At 72.5% G+C, this 14,842-nt stretch carries 13 protein-coding genes; 8 read left to right on the forward strand and 5 right to left on the reverse strand.

Going from position 1 to position 14,842, the window contains the following annotated elements:
* Positions 1 to 126 precede the first annotated feature (126 nt).
* From LCN96_RS24220 to LCN96_RS24230, 3 genes are all read left to right on the forward strand, one after another.
* Positions 127 to 1,308, forward strand: a complete 1,182-nt coding sequence (locus tag LCN96_RS24220; RefSeq protein ID WP_225275165.1) for an acyl-CoA dehydrogenase family protein — start codon at positions 127 to 129, stop codon at positions 1,306 to 1,308.
* Positions 1,309 to 1,372: 64 nt separating this feature from the next.
* Positions 1,373 to 1,777, forward strand: a complete 405-nt coding sequence (locus tag LCN96_RS24225; RefSeq protein ID WP_225275166.1) for an SgcJ/EcaC family oxidoreductase — start codon at positions 1,373 to 1,375, stop codon at positions 1,775 to 1,777.
* 1 nt (position 1,778) lies between these two features.
* Positions 1,779 to 3,143, forward strand: coding sequence for an FAD-dependent oxidoreductase (locus tag LCN96_RS24230; protein ID WP_225276049.1), 1,365 nt, complete (start codon positions 1,779 to 1,781; stop codon positions 3,141 to 3,143).
* Positions 3,144 to 3,201: 58 nt separating this feature from the next.
* On the opposite strand, the gene LCN96_RS24235 is transcribed toward LCN96_RS24230, so the two are convergent.
* Positions 3,202 to 4,350 carry an epoxide hydrolase family protein gene (locus tag LCN96_RS24235; protein WP_225275167.1) on the reverse strand — a complete coding sequence of 383 codons (1,149 nt, stop codon included), beginning with the start codon at positions 4,348 to 4,350 and terminating at the stop codon, positions 3,202 to 3,204.
* Between the two features lie 14 nt (positions 4,351 to 4,364).
* On the reverse strand, positions 4,365 to 5,894 hold the full coding sequence (locus tag LCN96_RS24240; protein WP_225275168.1) for a 4-hydroxyphenylacetate 3-hydroxylase family protein: 1,530 nt from the start codon (positions 5,892 to 5,894) through the stop codon (positions 4,365 to 4,367).
* Positions 5,895 to 6,126: 232 nt separating this feature from the next.
* On the opposite strand from LCN96_RS24240, the gene LCN96_RS24245 reads away from it, so the two are divergent.
* Together LCN96_RS24245 and LCN96_RS24250 are read left to right on the forward strand one after the other, a co-directional pair.
* Positions 6,127 to 7,119, forward strand: coding sequence for an acetylserotonin O-methyltransferase (locus tag LCN96_RS24245; RefSeq protein ID WP_225275169.1), 993 nt, complete (start codon positions 6,127 to 6,129; stop codon positions 7,117 to 7,119).
* Positions 7,116 to 8,495, forward strand: a complete 1,380-nt coding sequence (locus tag LCN96_RS24250; protein ID WP_225275170.1) for a cytochrome P450 — start codon at positions 7,116 to 7,118, stop codon at positions 8,493 to 8,495. The genes LCN96_RS24245 and LCN96_RS24250 overlap by 4 nt, the downstream gene beginning before the upstream one ends.
* A gap of 146 nt (positions 8,496 to 8,641) precedes the next feature.
* Here LCN96_RS24250 and LCN96_RS24255 read toward each other — a convergent pair whose 3' ends face one another.
* On the reverse strand, positions 8,642 to 9,514 hold the full coding sequence (locus LCN96_RS24255; protein WP_225275171.1) for an arylamine N-acetyltransferase family protein: 873 nt from the start codon (positions 9,512 to 9,514) through the stop codon (positions 8,642 to 8,644).
* Between the two features lie 163 nt (positions 9,515 to 9,677).
* Here LCN96_RS24255 and LCN96_RS24260 point away from each other — a divergent pair, with 163 nt between their 5' ends.
* Genes LCN96_RS24260 through LCN96_RS24270 form a run of 3 tightly spaced genes read left to right on the forward strand, consistent with a single transcriptional unit; the run spans position 9,678 to position 12,734 of the window.
* Positions 9,678 to 10,352 (forward strand): FkbM family methyltransferase, encoded by a 675-nt coding sequence (locus tag LCN96_RS24260; RefSeq protein ID WP_225275172.1) that lies wholly within the window; start codon positions 9,678 to 9,680, stop codon positions 10,350 to 10,352.
* Positions 10,352 to 11,101, forward strand: a complete 750-nt coding sequence (locus LCN96_RS24265; RefSeq protein ID WP_225275173.1) for an enoyl-CoA hydratase/isomerase family protein — start codon at positions 10,352 to 10,354, stop codon at positions 11,099 to 11,101. Before LCN96_RS24260 ends, LCN96_RS24265 begins: the two co-directional genes overlap by 1 nt.
* Before the next feature lie 7 nt (positions 11,102 to 11,108).
* Positions 11,109 to 12,734: a CoA-transferase gene (locus LCN96_RS24270; RefSeq protein ID WP_225275174.1), complete on the forward strand. Its 1,626-nt coding sequence runs from the start codon at positions 11,109 to 11,111 to the stop codon at positions 12,732 to 12,734.
* Here LCN96_RS24270 and LCN96_RS24275 read toward each other — a convergent pair.
* Positions 12,682 to 13,923: an aminotransferase class V-fold PLP-dependent enzyme gene (locus tag LCN96_RS24275; RefSeq protein WP_225276050.1), complete on the reverse strand. Its 1,242-nt coding sequence runs from the start codon at positions 13,921 to 13,923 to the stop codon at positions 12,682 to 12,684. The two genes, LCN96_RS24270 and LCN96_RS24275, sit on opposite strands and share 53 nt — an antisense overlap.
* Positions 13,923 to 14,708: a tryptophan 2,3-dioxygenase gene (locus tag LCN96_RS24280; protein WP_225275175.1), complete on the reverse strand. Its 786-nt coding sequence runs from the start codon at positions 14,706 to 14,708 to the stop codon at positions 13,923 to 13,925. The genes LCN96_RS24275 and LCN96_RS24280 overlap by 1 nt, the downstream gene beginning before the upstream one ends.
* Positions 14,709 to 14,842 lie beyond the last annotated feature (134 nt).

The following is a 14,842-nucleotide window of genomic DNA, read 5'->3' on the forward strand; positions in this document are numbered from 1 at the left end:
CCCGCGCCGCGCCGCCCCGCATCTCCTGACGTGCCACGCAATCACGCACGCCAGGAGATGCGCACGTCAGCGTCCGGATGGGACGTTCAGGTGGGCAGTTCCTCGACTGACGTCTGGGAGGACATCGTGTTGGTGACCGATGCTCCGGTGCGGGAAGACCTGGTTCACCGCGCCTCGGAGATCGTGCCTGTTCTGCGCGGGCACGCGGCATGGGCTGAGGAGAACCGCAGGCTCCACGAGGAGTCGATAGCAGCAATGGCCGACGCGGGCGTCTTCAGGCTGCGGACGCCGCGCCGCTACGGCGGCCACGAGGCGGACACCAGGACGCTGGTCGAGGTCGCCACCGAGCTGGGCAGGGCGGACGGCTCGACCGGCTGGGTCGCCTCCGTCTACTGGATCCCGACCTGGATGGCCTGCCACTTCCCCGAGGCGGTCCAGGACGAGGTGTTCGCCACGCCGGACGTGCGCATCTGCGGCACGCTCAGCCCGACCGCCATGGCGGCGCGTACGGACGGCGGCATCGTCGTCAACGGCAAGTGGGGGTTCGTCAGCGGCGCGCACCACAGCCACTGGCAGGAGATCGTGGCCGTCATCCTCAGCGACGACGCGCCGCCCGAGCCGATCATGGCGCTGGTCCCGATGTCGGACCTGATCGTGATCGACGACTGGCACACCTCGGGCCTGCGCGGCACCGGCAGCGTGAGCACGGTGGCGCAGGACCTGTTCGTCCCCGCCGAGCGTGTCATGCCGCTCGGCGCGATCCTGGAGGGCGCGCACGCCGACGGCGCCAGCGCCGGCTCGGCGATCTACCGGCCGCCGCTGCTGCCCGTCGCCTCCGCCTCGTCCGTCGGCACCGTGCTCGGCCTGGCCAGGGCCGCCCGCGAGGTCTTCTTCGAGCGGCTGCCCCAGCGGAAGATCACCTACACCGGGTACGAGAGCCAGAGCGCCGCGCCCCTGACCCACCTTCAGGTCGCCGAGTCCACGTTCAAGATCGACCAGGCCGAGTTCCACGCCTGCCGCCTGGCCGCGACCGTGGACGGCAAGGGCGAGCAGAGCGCCACGTGGAGCGTCGAGGAGCGGGTGCGCGCCCGCGCCGACCTGGGCGCCGTGTGCCGGCTCGGCAAGGAGGCGGTGGACATCCTGGCCACCGCGAGCGGCGGCTCGTCCATCTATAGCGACGTGCCGATCCAGCGGATCACGCGCGACGTCCACGCGGTCAACCAGCACGCGCTCATGCACCCGAACACCAACGCCGAGCTGTACGGGCGCATCCTGTGCGGCCTCGAGCCCGACACGCTCTACATCTGAACACGCCAGTGTGCGGCCTCGAGCCCGACACGCTCCACATCTGAACACGCCAGGAGGAGACACCATGACCACCGCACCCGCACACGCCCCCGACCAGGCCGCTGTGGCGGCACTGCCACAGCGCGTGATCGAGGCGTGGGCCGCGCACGACGCCGACGCCTTCGCCGCGGTCTTCACCGAGGACGGGTCGATGATCCTGCCCGGCCAGTACCGCAAGGGCCGCGAGGAGATCCGCGGCTTCATGACCGCCGCCTTCGCCGGCCCCTACAAGGGCACCCGGGTCACCGGCACGCCCATCGACGTGCGCTTCTTCAACGACGACTGCGGCGTGCTGATCACCCAGGGCGGCGTGCTCGCCCCGGGCGAGAGCGAGGTCTCCGCCGAGCGGGCCGTGCGCGCGTCCTGGCTCGTCGTGCGGCAGGACGGGCAGTGGCGGCTGGCCGCCTACCAGAACAGCCCGCGTGACTGAGATGGCCGGCCTCGTCGCGGACCGCGCGGTGGTGCTGGGCGGCGGCATGGCGGGCCTGCTGGCGGCCCGCGTGCTGTCCGAGCACTACGCCGAGGTCCTGGTGATCGACAGGGACACTCTGACGGGGGCGAGCGGCCCGCGCAGGGGCGTCCCGCACGGCTGCCACGCGCACGCCCTGCTCGCCCGCGGCCAGCAGATACTCGACGAGCTGTTCCCCGGCCTGACCAGGCAGCTCGTCGAGGCCGGGGTGCCCGCCGGCGACATGGCCACCCGGCTGCGCTGGTACTTCAACGGCCGCCGGCTGCGGCAGGCGCCCAGCGGCCTGGTCAGCGTGTCGGCCACCCGACCCGTGCTGGAGGAGCAGGTCAGGATCAGGGTGGCGGCCCTGGAGAACGTGCGCTTCCTGGAGCGGACCGACATCCTCGGCCCCACGTCGGCCGGCGCCCGCATCACGGGCGTGCGGGTACGGCACAGCGACGGGCAGGAGGAGCACCTGGCCTCCGACCTGCTCATCGACGCGACCGGCCGGGGTTCGCGCACGCCCGCGTGGCTGCAGGAGCTCGGGTACGAGCGGCCGGACGAGGACCGGGTGAAGATCGGCCTGGCCTACACCACCCGCCACTTCCGGCTGCGGTCGGACCCGTACGGGGACGATCTGTCGATCAACCCGGTGGCCTCCCCGGCCAACCCGCGGGGCGCCTTCTTCCCCAAGCTGCCCGGCGACATGAGCATGCTCTCGCTCACCGGCATACTCGGCGACCACCCGCCGGCCGACTACGACGGCTTCCTGGCGTTCGCCAAGTCCCTGCCCGTGCCGGACATCTACGAGGCGATCCGCGACGCCGAGCCGCTGGACGAGGGGGCCACCTTCACCTTCCCGGCCAGCGTGCGGCGCCGCTACGAGCGGCTGCCCGGCTTCCCCGGCGGGCTGCTGGTGCTCGGCGACGGCGCGTGCAGCTTCAACCCCGTGTACGGCCAGGGCATGACCGTGGCCGCCATGGAGTCCATGATCCTGCGCGACCACCTGAGGCGGGGCGGGGAGCCCCGGTGGCAGGCGTTCTTCAAGGACATCTCGCGCGTCATCGACGTGCCCTGGGACATCTCCGCGGGCGCCGACCTGGCCTTCCCCGGCGTGCGCGGGCCGCGCACGCTGAAGGTGCGGCTCGGCAACGCCTACATGGGACGGCTGCACGCCGCGGCGGCCCGCGACGGCGCGGTCACGGCGGCGTTCATGCGGGTGGCCGGGCTCGTCGATCCGCCGCAGGCGCTCATGCGGCCCGGGCTGATGCTGCGCGTGCTGGCCAACGGCGGCAGGCACACGACGGCGGAGGAGGCGGCGCAGCCGCTGCCGGTGCTGCGGGGCTGACAGGACACACACGAAAGGCGCCGGCGGCTTCCCGCCGCCGGCGCCTTTCCGCATGCCCCTACGTCCTCGAGATCAGCGAGCCGGCGAACGTCCTGACGTCGCCCACCAGCAGCTCCGGCTGCTCCAGCGCGGCGAAGTGCCCGCCACGGTCGAACTCGCTCCAGTGCGTGATGGTCGGGATGTCGCGATCGGCGAGCCTGCGCACGGGGACGAAGATGTCCCGGGGGAACACCGCCACCCCCACGGGCACGGTGATCGGCGGCGGCGTGTGCCCCTCGGCCGCCTGCCGCAGCCCCTCGGCGCCCTCGTAGTAGAACCGGGCCGACGAGCCGGCGGTCGCGGTCAGCCAGTAGATCGACACGTTGGTCAGCATCCGGTCCCTGGCGACCGCGTCCTCGGGCACCTGGCCGGAGTCCGTCCAGTCGCGGAACTTCTCCACGATCCAGGCGAGCTGCCCGACCGGCGAGTCCGTGAGCGCGTACGCGAGCGTCTGCGGCCGGGTCGACTGCAGCTTCATGTAGCCGGACAGCTCCTGGTCGAAGCGGGCCAGCCCGGCCAGCCGCTGCAGGTCCGACGGCGGCAGGCCCGCCAGCTCGGCGGGGTCGCCGGAGGGGAAGGCCATGAGCATGTTGACGTGCGCGCCGATGACGGACTCCGGAGCCAGCCTGGCCAGCTCCAGCGAGATCACCGCGCCGGCGTCGCCGCCCTGCACGAGGTAACGGCCGTAGCCGAGCCGCCGCATCAGCTCCGCCCAGGCCAGCGCCACCCGGTACGGATGCCAGCCGGCCTCCCTGGTGTGACCGGAGAAGCCGAAGCCGGGGATGGACGGGATCACCAGGTGGAAGGCGGGCCCGTCGGCGGGCTCCGTCAGCGGGCCGATCACGTCCAGGAACTCGGCCACCGAGCCGGGCCAGCCGTGGGTCAGCAGCAGCGGGACGGCGTCCGGCCGCGGCGACCTGACGTGCAGGAAGTGCACGGTGGCGCCGTCGATCTCGTCGACGAACTGCGGGTGGCTGTTGAGCTCCGCCTCCGCGGCCCGCCAGTCGAAGTCGTGCCGCCAGTACGTGGCCAGCTCCTTGAGGTACGTCAGCGGCACGCCACGCTCCCAGCCGGTGCCGGGCAGCTCGTCGGGCCAGCGGGTGTCGTCGATCCTGCGGTGCAGGTCACGCAGGTCGGCGTCGGGAATCTCGATGCGAAACGGCCGCATGCTTCCGCCCTTTCTCAGAGGCTTTCTGTCTGTCGTAACCCGGCGAACGAGGACAGGTCGGGCACCGTCCAGCCGTCCAGGTCGTACTCGCTGAGGCACTGCTCGGCGAGCGCCGCGTACTCCTTGAGCCGGCCGGAGGCCATCTGGCCGAACAGCAGCTCGATCCTGGTGTTCTCGTGGTTGCCGGCGTAGTTGCGCTCGTACAGCTCGTGCCGGCCGCCGAACTCCGAGCCGACGGCGTCCCACAGCAGCTTCATCACCTTGACCCGCTCCTCGGCCCCGGACCCGTCCGAGCCCCGCAGGTACTTGTCCAGGTAGGGGCGGATGTCGGGGTTCTTGAAGTCGGCCGCGCCCGAGTTGACGTAGATGAGGCCGCTGGCGACGTCCTGAAGGATGATCTCCCTGATCCGGGGGTAGCCGATCTGGGTGAACCAGCGGTAGGCCATGCCGTACTCGGGGTTCGGCAGCAGCGCGCCGTTCTTCCAGGTCACGGGGTTGCGTGCGGCGGCGTCCGACAGCGACCAGAACAGGTTGCGCCAGGCCAGCACCTCGCCGACCCGGGTCTGCACGCCGCGGAAGTCCTTGGTGCCGGTGATCTCCAGCGCGCGCAGCAGCAGCCCCGCCAGGAACTCCAGCTTGACCGCCAGCCGGGTGCAGCCGTGGAAGGTGAAGCGCTCGATGAAGCCGGAGCTGCCGGTGAAGAGCTGCACCTTGCCCAGGTCGCCGTAGATGAACACGTTCTCCCAGGGGATGAGCACCTGGTCCAGGACGAGGATGCTGTCGTTCTCGTCCAGCCGCGAGGACAGCGGGTAGTCGAAGGGGCTGCCGGTCAGCGCGGCGGCCGCCGTGTAGGAGGGGCGGCAGATCAGCTTCAGCCCGGGCGCGTCCATGGGCACCGTCGCCACCAGGGCGAACTCCCGCTTCTTGACCGGCAGGCCGTAGTGGGCCAGGAAGTTGTAGTGCGTCAGCGCCGAGCCCGTGGCGACCACCTTGGCCCCGCTGACCACCAGCCCGGCGTCGGTCTCGCGCTCGACGTGCACGTACACGTCGCCGACCTGGTCGGGCGGCAGGTTGCGGTCCACCGGCGGGTGCACGATCGCGTGGTTCCAGTACAGGACCCGCTCCTGCGACTCGCGGTACCAGCGGCGGGCGTTGTCGGCGAAGGGCGCGTAGAAGTCCGCGTTGGCGCCCAGCGTGCCGAGGAAGGAGGCCTTGTAGTCGGGGCTGCGGCCCATCCAGCCGTAGCTCATCCTGGCCCAGGTCGCGATGGCCCGCTGGTCGGCCACCAGGTCCTCCACGCTGCGCGGCGTGGTGAAGAAGTGGTGCGTGTAGCCCTCGCCGCCGCTGTCGGTGGGGCAGGTGAGCTGGTCGCGGGTGGCCGGGTCGTGCAGGGCGTCGTACAGCCTGGCCGTCATCCGCACCGGGTTGTGGAAGGCGGGGTGTTCGGTGACGTCCTTGACGCGGTCGCCGTAGAGGTAGATCTCGCGGGTGTCGCGCAGGCTCTCGACGTACTCGCTGCCGGTCATCGGGCGCGTCGCGGGCATCGGCATCTCCCTGCTCCAGGCGGCGGTTTCGCCTCTCCAGCCTGGCATCCGAGGTCGTGGCGGCCATCTCACGTCGTGCGCTGTTGGGCGCTTCGAGCCCGCCGCCTCGCCTTTGGTGGCGGGGGCTGCGCTGTGCGGCGGGGCCTTCCGCTGGGCGGCGGCACCTTGACCAGGACCCTGGCCGGCACTCTGGAAGGTGCAGGGCCGGACGGGCCGGTGTGACGATGGCCGCGTGAGCGAGCATCGGCTGTGGGCGCTGGCCCATCTGGGAACTCCGATGGCCCTCCGGGTCGCCGCGACACTGAGGATCGCCGACCGGCTGGCCAAGGGACCGAGCACCGGCGAAGACCTGGCCGGCGCAGTGGGCGCAGACCCCGGCGCGCTGGAACGACTCATGCGCTACCTGGCTGCCAGAGGCGTCTTCGGCAGAGACCCGTCAGGGGCCTACACCCTGACCCCCTTGGGCGAGGAACTGCGCGAGGACCATCCGGCCGGCATGCGCGCCATGCTCGACCTCGAAGGCTGGGAGGGACGGGCCGAGCTGTCGTTCGCGCACCTCCTGCACAGCGTGCGCACGGGCGAGGCGGCCTTCCCCCACCAGTTCGGCCACTCCTTCTGGGACGACCTGGCCGCCGACCCGGCACGCGCCGCCGCCTTCGACGCCCGCATGGCCGCCGAGATGCCCGCCAGAGCGCCCGCCATCGTGGCCGGCTACGACTGGGGCACGCTCAGCCACCTCGTCGATGTCGGCGGCGGCAACGGCTCCCTGCTCATCGCCCTGCTCACCGCCTTCCCCACCCTCCACGGCACCGTGCTCGACCAGCCCGAGACCGCGCGCACCGCCCAGGCGGCACTGGAGTCGGCCGGCCTGTCCGAACGCGGCCGCGCCGTCGGCGGCAGCTTCTTCGACCCACTGCCGGCCGGCCACGACGGCTACCTGCTGTCGTGGATCCTGCACGACTGGAGCGACGACGACGCCCGCGTCATCCTGGGACGTTGCGCCGAGGCGGTACGGCCAGGCGGGTCGGTGTTCGTGGTCGAGGACTTCGGCGCCGACGGGGAGTCGCCGCGTACAGGGATGGACCTGCGGATGCTCGTCTACTACGGCGGGCGGGAGCGCGGCATCGCCGATCTGCGGCCACTGGCCCATGACGTCGGCCTGGAGGTCGCCTCCGTGCATCCTGCGGCCAACCTGAGGATCGTCCGTCTGGTGGCGTGCTCATGAGCACCCTGGACGAACTGGGCGCCCCCGAGACGAGCGCCACCGGTACGGCGCCCAGAACCAGCACCGCTGGCACGATGGGGACGGCGCCCGGTGAGGCGGTGGCGGCGCTGGTGTCGCCTGCGGGGCGGCGGGATCCGTACCCGCTGTATGAGGCGTTGCGTGCGCACGGTCCCGTGATCCCGGTGCGGTCGGGGCTCACCGTCGTCGTCGGTTACGCCGAGATCTCCCGCGCGCTGCGCGACAACCGGCTCCGTGTCCAGGACGCCGCCAGCTACGACGTCATCTACCCCCGCTGGCGCTCGCACTCGTCGTTGCGCGGCTACACCGACTCCATGCTCTACCGCAACCCGCCCGACCACGCCCGCATGCGCCGCCTGGTCAGCAGCGGCTTCACGCCCGCGCGGGTGGCGGCGATGAGTGAGTCGGTCGAGCGGATGGTGCACCGGCTGCTGGACAGGCTGGCGGACCTCGGCGCGGGTGGGGCTCCGGTGGACTACATCGCCGAGTTCGCCTCCCGGTTGCCGATCGCGGTCATCAGTGCGTTGATCGGTGTCGCGGAGCGGGATCAGCAGTGGTTCCGGGAGATGGCGTCCGACCTGACGATCGCGCTGGAGGGGATCACCAACATCGCCAGGCTCGGTGCGGCGGATCGTGCGATGGATGAGCTGGCCGCCTACTTCGGCGACCTGATCGAGCACCGGCGCCGGCATCCCGCCGACGACATGCTGACAGCACTGGTACGCGCGCATGACGACGGCGGTGCGCAAGGCGACGGCGGTGCGCAAGGCGAGCGGGGTGTGGGGCGCGAGGGTGGTGCCAGGGGCAGTCGCGATGGTGGCGGTGGTGCCAGGCTCAGCCATGACGAGCTCGTCGGGAACCTGATGCTGCTGCTGACCGCCGGCTTCGAGACCACGAGTTTCCTGCTCGGGCACGGGCTCAGGCTGGCCTTCGAGCATCCGGAGCAGGCCGCGCGCCTGCGGGCGGAGCCGGGGCGGAGCACCTCGTACGTCGAGGAGGTCCTGCGTTTCGAGACGCCTGTCCAGGCCACCAGCCGGTGGGCGGAGACGGGCATGGAGTTGCTGGGCACGCCGCTGGAGGGCGGGACGAAGGTGGTGCTCATGCTGGGGGCCGGCAACAGGGATCCGGAGCGCTTTCCCGATCCCACCCGCTTCGACCCCGATCGGCCGGACATCCAGCCGCTCAGCTTCGGGGCCGGGCCGCACTTCTGCCTGGGGGCGCCGTTGTCGCGCATGGAGGCCAGGATCGCGCTGCCGTTGTTGTTGCGCAGGTTCCCCGCGCTGGCCGCCGCTGAGCCGCCGGACCATCGGGATCGCTGGGTTGGGCGAGGGCTGCGACGCTTCCTGATCACCGTCTGAGGGCACGCCACGCGCTTGGGACGTGTCGCTTCTGCGCCATGGCTCAGCGCCTTGGCCGGCGCGCGGTCGATGAGCTTCCTCGCCGGCTCGCCATGCCAGGTGGAACGCCCGCCCCTGGCCACCGGACACCCACCACCACAGCTCCCTCAACTCACCGCCACAGCCCCCTTACGCCGCTGCCAAGCCTCATGCGCCCCCCGCACCTTCTCCCACAACATCTCCCGATCCCTGCCATTCACATCCCCCAGATGCAACCCGAACACCGAGCTGAGCGCCTCGAACCACTCTCCCCGGCTCCCCAGCTCCACCTCACTGACCCCCGCCCCACTGACCCGCCGCAACATGCACCCCACCAACGCATCCGCCCCCGCCCCATCCCGCCGCAACACGACAGCGGCCCGCACCAGCCGGGACTCAGGCGAGGTGCACAGATACGGATGCCACTCCACGAAGTCCACCGCCGAAGCAGGCTCGGTCTCCATGTCCAGCCCCGCGATGGACCCCCGCGGATCGTGATCGAAGCGCCACCCGCCAGGCTCCACGGAGGACGCCGACAGCCGGAACTCGAACGGCCCCTGCCGGTAGCGGCCCTCGCGCAGCGGCAGCGGCTCCAGGAGCCCGTCGCCCAGCCCGATGTCGACCAGCCACGGCTGCCCCTCCATCCTGACGGTCAGGGCCAGGTGCGGGGCGAAGGAGACGCCGCTCGCCGGAGCGCGCCTGCCGGCCTGGACGCCGGCGCGGTGCCAGGTCACGTCGTACCCCAGCGCCGTCAGCAGCGTGGCGAACGCGCCGTTGAGCTGGACGCAGTAGCCGCCGCGCCCGCGCAGGATCCGGTCGATCGACTCGCGCGGGTCCAGGGTGATCCGCCGGCCGAGCTGGACCTCCAGCGTCTCGTACGGCACGCGCTCGACGTGCGCGCGATGCAGGGCGCGCAGCGCGTCGAGGGACGGCTCGCCGGGGTCGCCGATCTCCAGCCGGTCGAGGTAGGTGCTCAGGTCGCGGTCATGGGGTCGCCGCATGGCTCCTCCACTCAGGTCGAGTTCCTCCATCGTGCGCGGGTCGGCAGCCCCGCCGCATCTCGCGGAGTGCTGCCCGTACCGCGCAATACGCAAGATGCGGCGGGCTCCGGGCGTGATCGACGATGACACTGGCCTGAGCCATCCACCGGGAGGAGACGAGCAGATGCGCAACCAGGTAATCGTGCGGGAGCAGGTGACTGCCCGGTGGGAGGAGCACCTGCCCGGCTTGCTCGGCCGGCTGGAGGTGCCGGCCCAGGGCGTGGTGCAGGTGGGTGCGCACCGGGGGCAGGAGGTGGCGGCGTTCACGGCGTGCGGGTTCCGGCGCCTGGTGATGATGGAGCCCAACCTTGACCACCTGTCGGCGCTGCGCGAGCAGTTGCGCGTGCACCACCTGGCCGCCGGGCTGCCCGAGCCCGCCGACGGTCACCTGCCGCGAGTGGTGGTGGCCGCCGCGGCGGGCCAGAGGCGCGGCCGGGCCACGCTGAACATCACCCCCTATGACAAGCAGTCCAGCATGCTGGAGCCGTTGCAGCCGATGGCCGTCGTGCGCCAGGTGAGCGTGCCGGTCGTGCCCGTCAGCGAGGTGCAGCACGGTTGCAACGTGCTGGTGGTGGACGCCCAGGGCGCCGAGCTGGACGTCCTGGCGGGCACCGATCTGGACAGGCTGCGCCTGGCGGTGATCGAGGGCAGCGTGTCGGCCCGCTACAACGGCGGCTCGACGCTGGACAGCATCGCCGCCCACATGACCGCGCACGGCTGGCGTTCTGTGGCCTCGTGGGCGCACGAGCGTCCCGGCGTGGTGGACGTGGCCTGGCTGGCGCCCGAGCCGGCGCGCTGATGAGCCTGCTGCGGGAGGGCGGCGGCGACGGCGTTGCCGTCCTGCGGCTGAACCGGCCGCGGGTGCGCAACGCGCTCGGCGGCGAGCTGGTGGCGACGCTCGGCGCCGCGCTCGCCGAGCTGGACGACGACTCCGGCGTGCGCGTGGCCGTGCTCACGGGCACGCCGCCGGGGTTCTGCGCGGGCTCCGACCTCAAGGAGCTCTCCCGCATGAACGGCGAGGGCAAGGTACGCCACGAGGCCGAGACAGGCCGGCTGGCCAGGCACATCCAGCACCTCGGCATCCCCGTGATCGCCGCGGTGGAGGGCTTCGCCATGGGCGGCGGCTTCCTGCTGGCCACCAGCTGCGACCTCGTCGTCACGGCCGGGGACGCGCGCTGGCACCTGCCCGAGGTCCGGCTCGGCTGGGTGCCGCCGTGGGGTGTGCAGAGCCTGGTCTCCAGGGTCGGGCCCGTGACCGCCAGGCGCCTGGTGTGGGGTGAGCGCCCGCTGACCGGCGGCGAGCTGTACGCGCTGGGCGCCGCCGACGAGCTGACCGTCCCGGGTGACGCGCTGGCCCGCGCCCTGGAGGTGGCGGCCGGGCTGGCCCGGCTGCCGGCGCACGCGGTGACCTCGGCCAAGCGCGCCCTGGCCGACGCCGTCGCCGGGCACGCCGAGACGCTGGACGCGCGTACCGCGTGGATGTTCGGCGCGGACTGCGGCTCCGGCGCCGCGCGGCGGAGCCTGGCCCGATTCCACTCACCGGTGTGAGGCACCCATGAACGGCAAGGCGCGCAACGCGGCGATGACCCCGGCGATGAGCAAGCTGCGCGGCAGGGCGAACGGCAAGGTGTGCGACGCGGCGCAGGCCGTGGCGCTCATCGGCGACGGCCAGGCGGTCGCGAGCACGGGCGTCATCGGCTGGCTCACGCCCGACGCCCTGCTGGCCGCGCTGGCCGAGCGCTACCGGACCGGCGGCACGCCCCGCGACCTCACCTTCTACTTCCCGTGCGCCACCGGCGACGCCGTGGGGATCCGCGGCATGGACCACGTGGCGGTGAAGGGCCTGATGCGCCGGATCGTGTCGGGCTCGTTCATCAACCCCCGCCACCCGGAGACGGGCGCGCGGCCCGCGCTGACCGAGCTGATCCAGAACGACCTCGTCGAGGCCTACACCTGGCCGATGGGCGCCACCATGCACTGGCTGCGCGAGGTGGCCAGGCGCGGCCCCGGCTACCTGACGCGCGTCGGCCTCGGCACGTACGCCGATCCCAGGCACGGCGGCGGCAAGTTCACCCGCCTGGCCACCGACGAGCTGGTCGAGCTGGTCGAGCTGGGCGGCCGGGAGTACCTGTGGTACCCGACGTGGCCGCTGGACGTGGGCCTGATCCGGGCCGGCAGCGCCGACGCGGACGGCAACCTGGCGTTCGAGGACCAGCCGCTGCTGTCGAGCGCGCTGGCGATCGCCATGGCGGTCAAGGCGTGCGGCGGCACCGTGATCGCGCAGGTGTCGCGGCTGACCGGGCCGGGGGAGCGGCCGGCCCGCGAGGTGCGCGTCCCCGGCGCGCTCGTGGACCGGGTCGTCGTGGTCCCCGACGCGCCGACCGGCACCGGCGTGCGCGACGACCCCGGCTACCTGGGGCACGTGCCCGGCGCGGTGGCGCGCGTGCCCCGGCTGCCGGCCGGGCCGGACAAGGTCATCGCGCGCCGCGTGGCGCGGGAGGTGCGCAAGGGAGAGACCTCGATCTTCGGGTTCGGCGCCTCGTCCGACGCCGTGCTCGTCATGGCGGAGGACGGCGCCCTGGACGGGGAGAGCCTGGACGACTACCTGTTCACCACCGAGCACGGCTCGTTCGGCGGCATCGTGATGAGCGGCTGGCAGTTCTCCGCGAACTACTCGCCGCGCGCGCTGCTCGATGGGCCCGCCCAGTTCGACTTCATCGACGGGGGCGGCTGCCCGTTCGCGGCGCTGGCCTTCGCGCAGCTGGACGCGCTCGGCCGGGTGAACGTCAGCCGCTTCGGCGCGGCCAACCCCGGCGCCGGCGGGTTCGTGGACATCGCGCACGGCGCCACCCGCCTGGTCTTCGCCGGCACGATGACCACCGACGGGCTCAGGGCCGACTGTACGGCCGGCCGGCTGCGGATCCTGGAGGAGGGGCGGGTGACCAAGTTCGTGCCGCGCGTGGACCACGTGACCTACCGGCTGGGCGAGGGGGTCGCGGCCGGGCAGAGCGCCCTGGTCGTCACCGAGCGCGCCGTCTTCGACGTCACCGCGGACGGGCTGGTGCTGACCGAGGTCGCCCCGGGCGTGGACGTCGAGCGCGACGTGCTGGCCCACATCGGCTTCCCGGTCAGGCGGGCACCCGGCGTGACGCTGATGGACGCGAGCCTGTTCCGGCCGTAGCCGGGCGCCCGCCGGTCGCGCGCACCAGGTCGCGCAGCTCCTCCGCCAGCAGCTCCACGGCCTGTTCGAGCTGCTCGTCCGACAGGTACGGCGCGGGCCCGAGCCGCAGCCGGTCCCCCCGGCTGTCCGCCTGCACCCCCCGCGCCGCCAGCCCGGCACGCAGCCGCTCCGCGTACGGCGACCGCAGCGCCAGGAACCCGCCGAAGTCCTCGGGCCGCCCCGTCCTGTCCCTGCTGACCAGGTGCTCCGGCACGTCCAGGGCGTCGAAGCGCGCGGCCAGCAGCCCGACCTGCCGCAGCGAGACCCCCCGCAGGAACCGCGGCGTCAGCCCCTGCTCGGCGAAGAAGTCGAAGACCCGCGCGGCCCGGTAGTGGCTGGTCGGATCGTAGGTGGCGCCCGCGAACCGCTGCGCGCCCGCGGGGTAGGCGACGCCGGGAGGCTGCTCGCCGGAAAGCTCACCGAACTCCGCGAACCACCCGGTGATCACCGGCCGCAGCCGGTCGGCGTGGCCGGGCAGGCGCAGGAAACAGTTGCCCTCGCCGAGCTGCAGGTACTTGTACCCGCCGCCCACCACCCACGCCTCCTCGATGCCCGCCGTGCCGAACGGCACCACGCCGAGCGCGTGATAGGCGTCGACCAGCAGCTCCGCCCCGTGCCGCAGGCAGGCGCCGGCCAGCGCGTCCAGCCCCGGCACGATCCTGGCGTCCTCGAACAGCACCGCGGAGACCAGCACCGCCGCCGTCCGGCCGTCCACCGCGGCGGACAGCCGCGCGGCGAGCGTGTCGGCGGGCCGCGCGGGCAGCACGGTCACCTCCACCCCCTCCTCGGCCAGCCTGCCGAGCTGCCTGCGCAGCGTGTGGAACTCGCCGTCGGAGGTGACCAGCCTGGGCCGGCGCCGCAGGTCGAGCGCCGACAGGAAGCGCAGCACCAGGTCGTGGGTGCTGGCGCCGAGGGCCAGCTCGGCGTGCGGGTCGCCGAGGAAGCCGCGCAGCCCGTCCCTGACCCGGTCGGCCACCTTGAACGCGCCCGCCCACTTGTCGTCGGCGTCCCTGGCGGCGTCCAGGAACGCGTCGATCTGACCGGCCAGCGCCACGTCCGGCCAGGCCTGGTGCGAGTGGCCGGTGAGCAGCAGCCGCTCGGAGACGCGGAAGCGGGAGTAGTGCGGCGCCAGCCGCGCGGACTGGTCCATCACATCGCGCTCCTGATCGCCCACAGGTCGGGGAAGCAGGGCGCCAGCGAGCTCCTGAGGTAGCCGCCGCCGCTGGAGCCGGCGGTGCCGGGCCTGGCGCCGATCGTCCGCTCCACCATCTTCAGGTGCCGGTAGCGCCACTCCTGGAAGCTCTCGTCCAGGTCCACCATGCGCTCGCAGAGCTGCGCGGCGCCCGTGTCGTCCTGGTAGACGCGCAGCAGCAGGCTCTGCAGGTCCTCGGAGGGTTCGAGGTGCTCGGTCACGTCCCGGTGCAGCTTGTCCTTCGGCACCTCGTAGCCGCGCAGGTAGAGGTAGGTGAGCAGGGAGTCGTACAGCGACGGCCTGGCCAGCGCGGCCGCGATCCTGTCGCGGGCCGGGCTGCCCTCCGGCTGGCCGTGCAGGACGCGCTCGTCGCGCCGCCCCAGCACCACCTCGATCTCCCTGAACTGCGCCGACTGGAAGCCGCTGCTGGTGCCGAGCTGGCCGCGGAAGGCGGAGAACTGGCCGGGCGTCATCGTCTCCAGCACGTCCATCTGCGCCGCGGCCAGCTTGACGATGCGCAGCAGCCGGTGCAGGGTCCGCATGGCGTGCGCGGTGAACCCGCCCGCCAGCTCCAGCTGCAGCTCCGCCATCTCGTGCAACGTCTGCTTGAACCACAGCTCGTAAACCTGGTGGACGACGATGAACAACGTCTCGTCATGGCTGTCGGAAACCGGCCGCTGCGCCCCGAGAATCTCGTCGAGCGCCAGGTACGAGGAATACGTGAGAACAGTTTTTTCCGTCATGGCTTAAACGATGTGCCCAGCGAAAAGCCGGCACCATGCCGATGAGCAGCAGCTACCTGCGCGGGCCCGGCCGGTTCCTGCCATGTCGGCCGATTCCGCACGCCACGAGATGCGGTGGGCAAGAGCGCGGCGTG

Origin of the sequence: Nonomuraea gerenzanensis (genome assembly GCF_020215645.1) — a bacterium.
Taxonomy (GTDB): Bacteria; Actinomycetota; Actinomycetes; order Streptosporangiales; family Streptosporangiaceae; genus Nonomuraea; species Nonomuraea gerenzanensis.

Excerpts from the sequence above, each read along its gene's own strand:
- LCN96_RS24280 (WP_225275175.1), bottom strand. The coding sequence starts at position 14,708 with ATGACGGAAAAAACTGTTCTCACGTATTCCTCGTACCTGGCGCTCGAC.
- LCN96_RS24225 (WP_225275166.1), top strand. The coding sequence starts at position 1,373 with ATGACCACCGCACCCGCACACGCCCCCGACCAGGCCGCTGTGGCGGCA.
- LCN96_RS24230 (WP_225276049.1), top strand. The coding sequence starts at position 1,779 with ATGGCCGGCCTCGTCGCGGACCGCGCGGTGGTGCTGGGCGGCGGCATG.
- LCN96_RS24250 (WP_225275170.1), top strand. The coding sequence starts at position 7,116 with ATGAGCACCCTGGACGAACTGGGCGCCCCCGAGACGAGCGCCACCGGT.
- LCN96_RS24260 (WP_225275172.1), top strand. The coding sequence starts at position 9,678 with ATGCGCAACCAGGTAATCGTGCGGGAGCAGGTGACTGCCCGGTGGGAG.
- LCN96_RS24235 (WP_225275167.1), bottom strand. The coding sequence starts at position 4,350 with ATGCGGCCGTTTCGCATCGAGATTCCCGACGCCGACCTGCGTGACCTG.
- LCN96_RS24270 (WP_225275174.1), top strand. The coding sequence starts at position 11,109 with ATGAACGGCAAGGCGCGCAACGCGGCGATGACCCCGGCGATGAGCAAG.
- LCN96_RS24265 (WP_225275173.1), top strand. The coding sequence starts at position 10,352 with ATGAGCCTGCTGCGGGAGGGCGGCGGCGACGGCGTTGCCGTCCTGCGG.
- LCN96_RS24275 (WP_225276050.1), bottom strand. The coding sequence starts at position 13,923 with ATGGACCAGTCCGCGCGGCTGGCGCCGCACTACTCCCGCTTCCGCGTC.
- LCN96_RS24240 (WP_225275168.1), bottom strand. The coding sequence starts at position 5,894 with ATGCCCGCGACGCGCCCGATGACCGGCAGCGAGTACGTCGAGAGCCTG.
- LCN96_RS24255 (WP_225275171.1), bottom strand. The coding sequence starts at position 9,514 with ATGCGGCGACCCCATGACCGCGACCTGAGCACCTACCTCGACCGGCTG.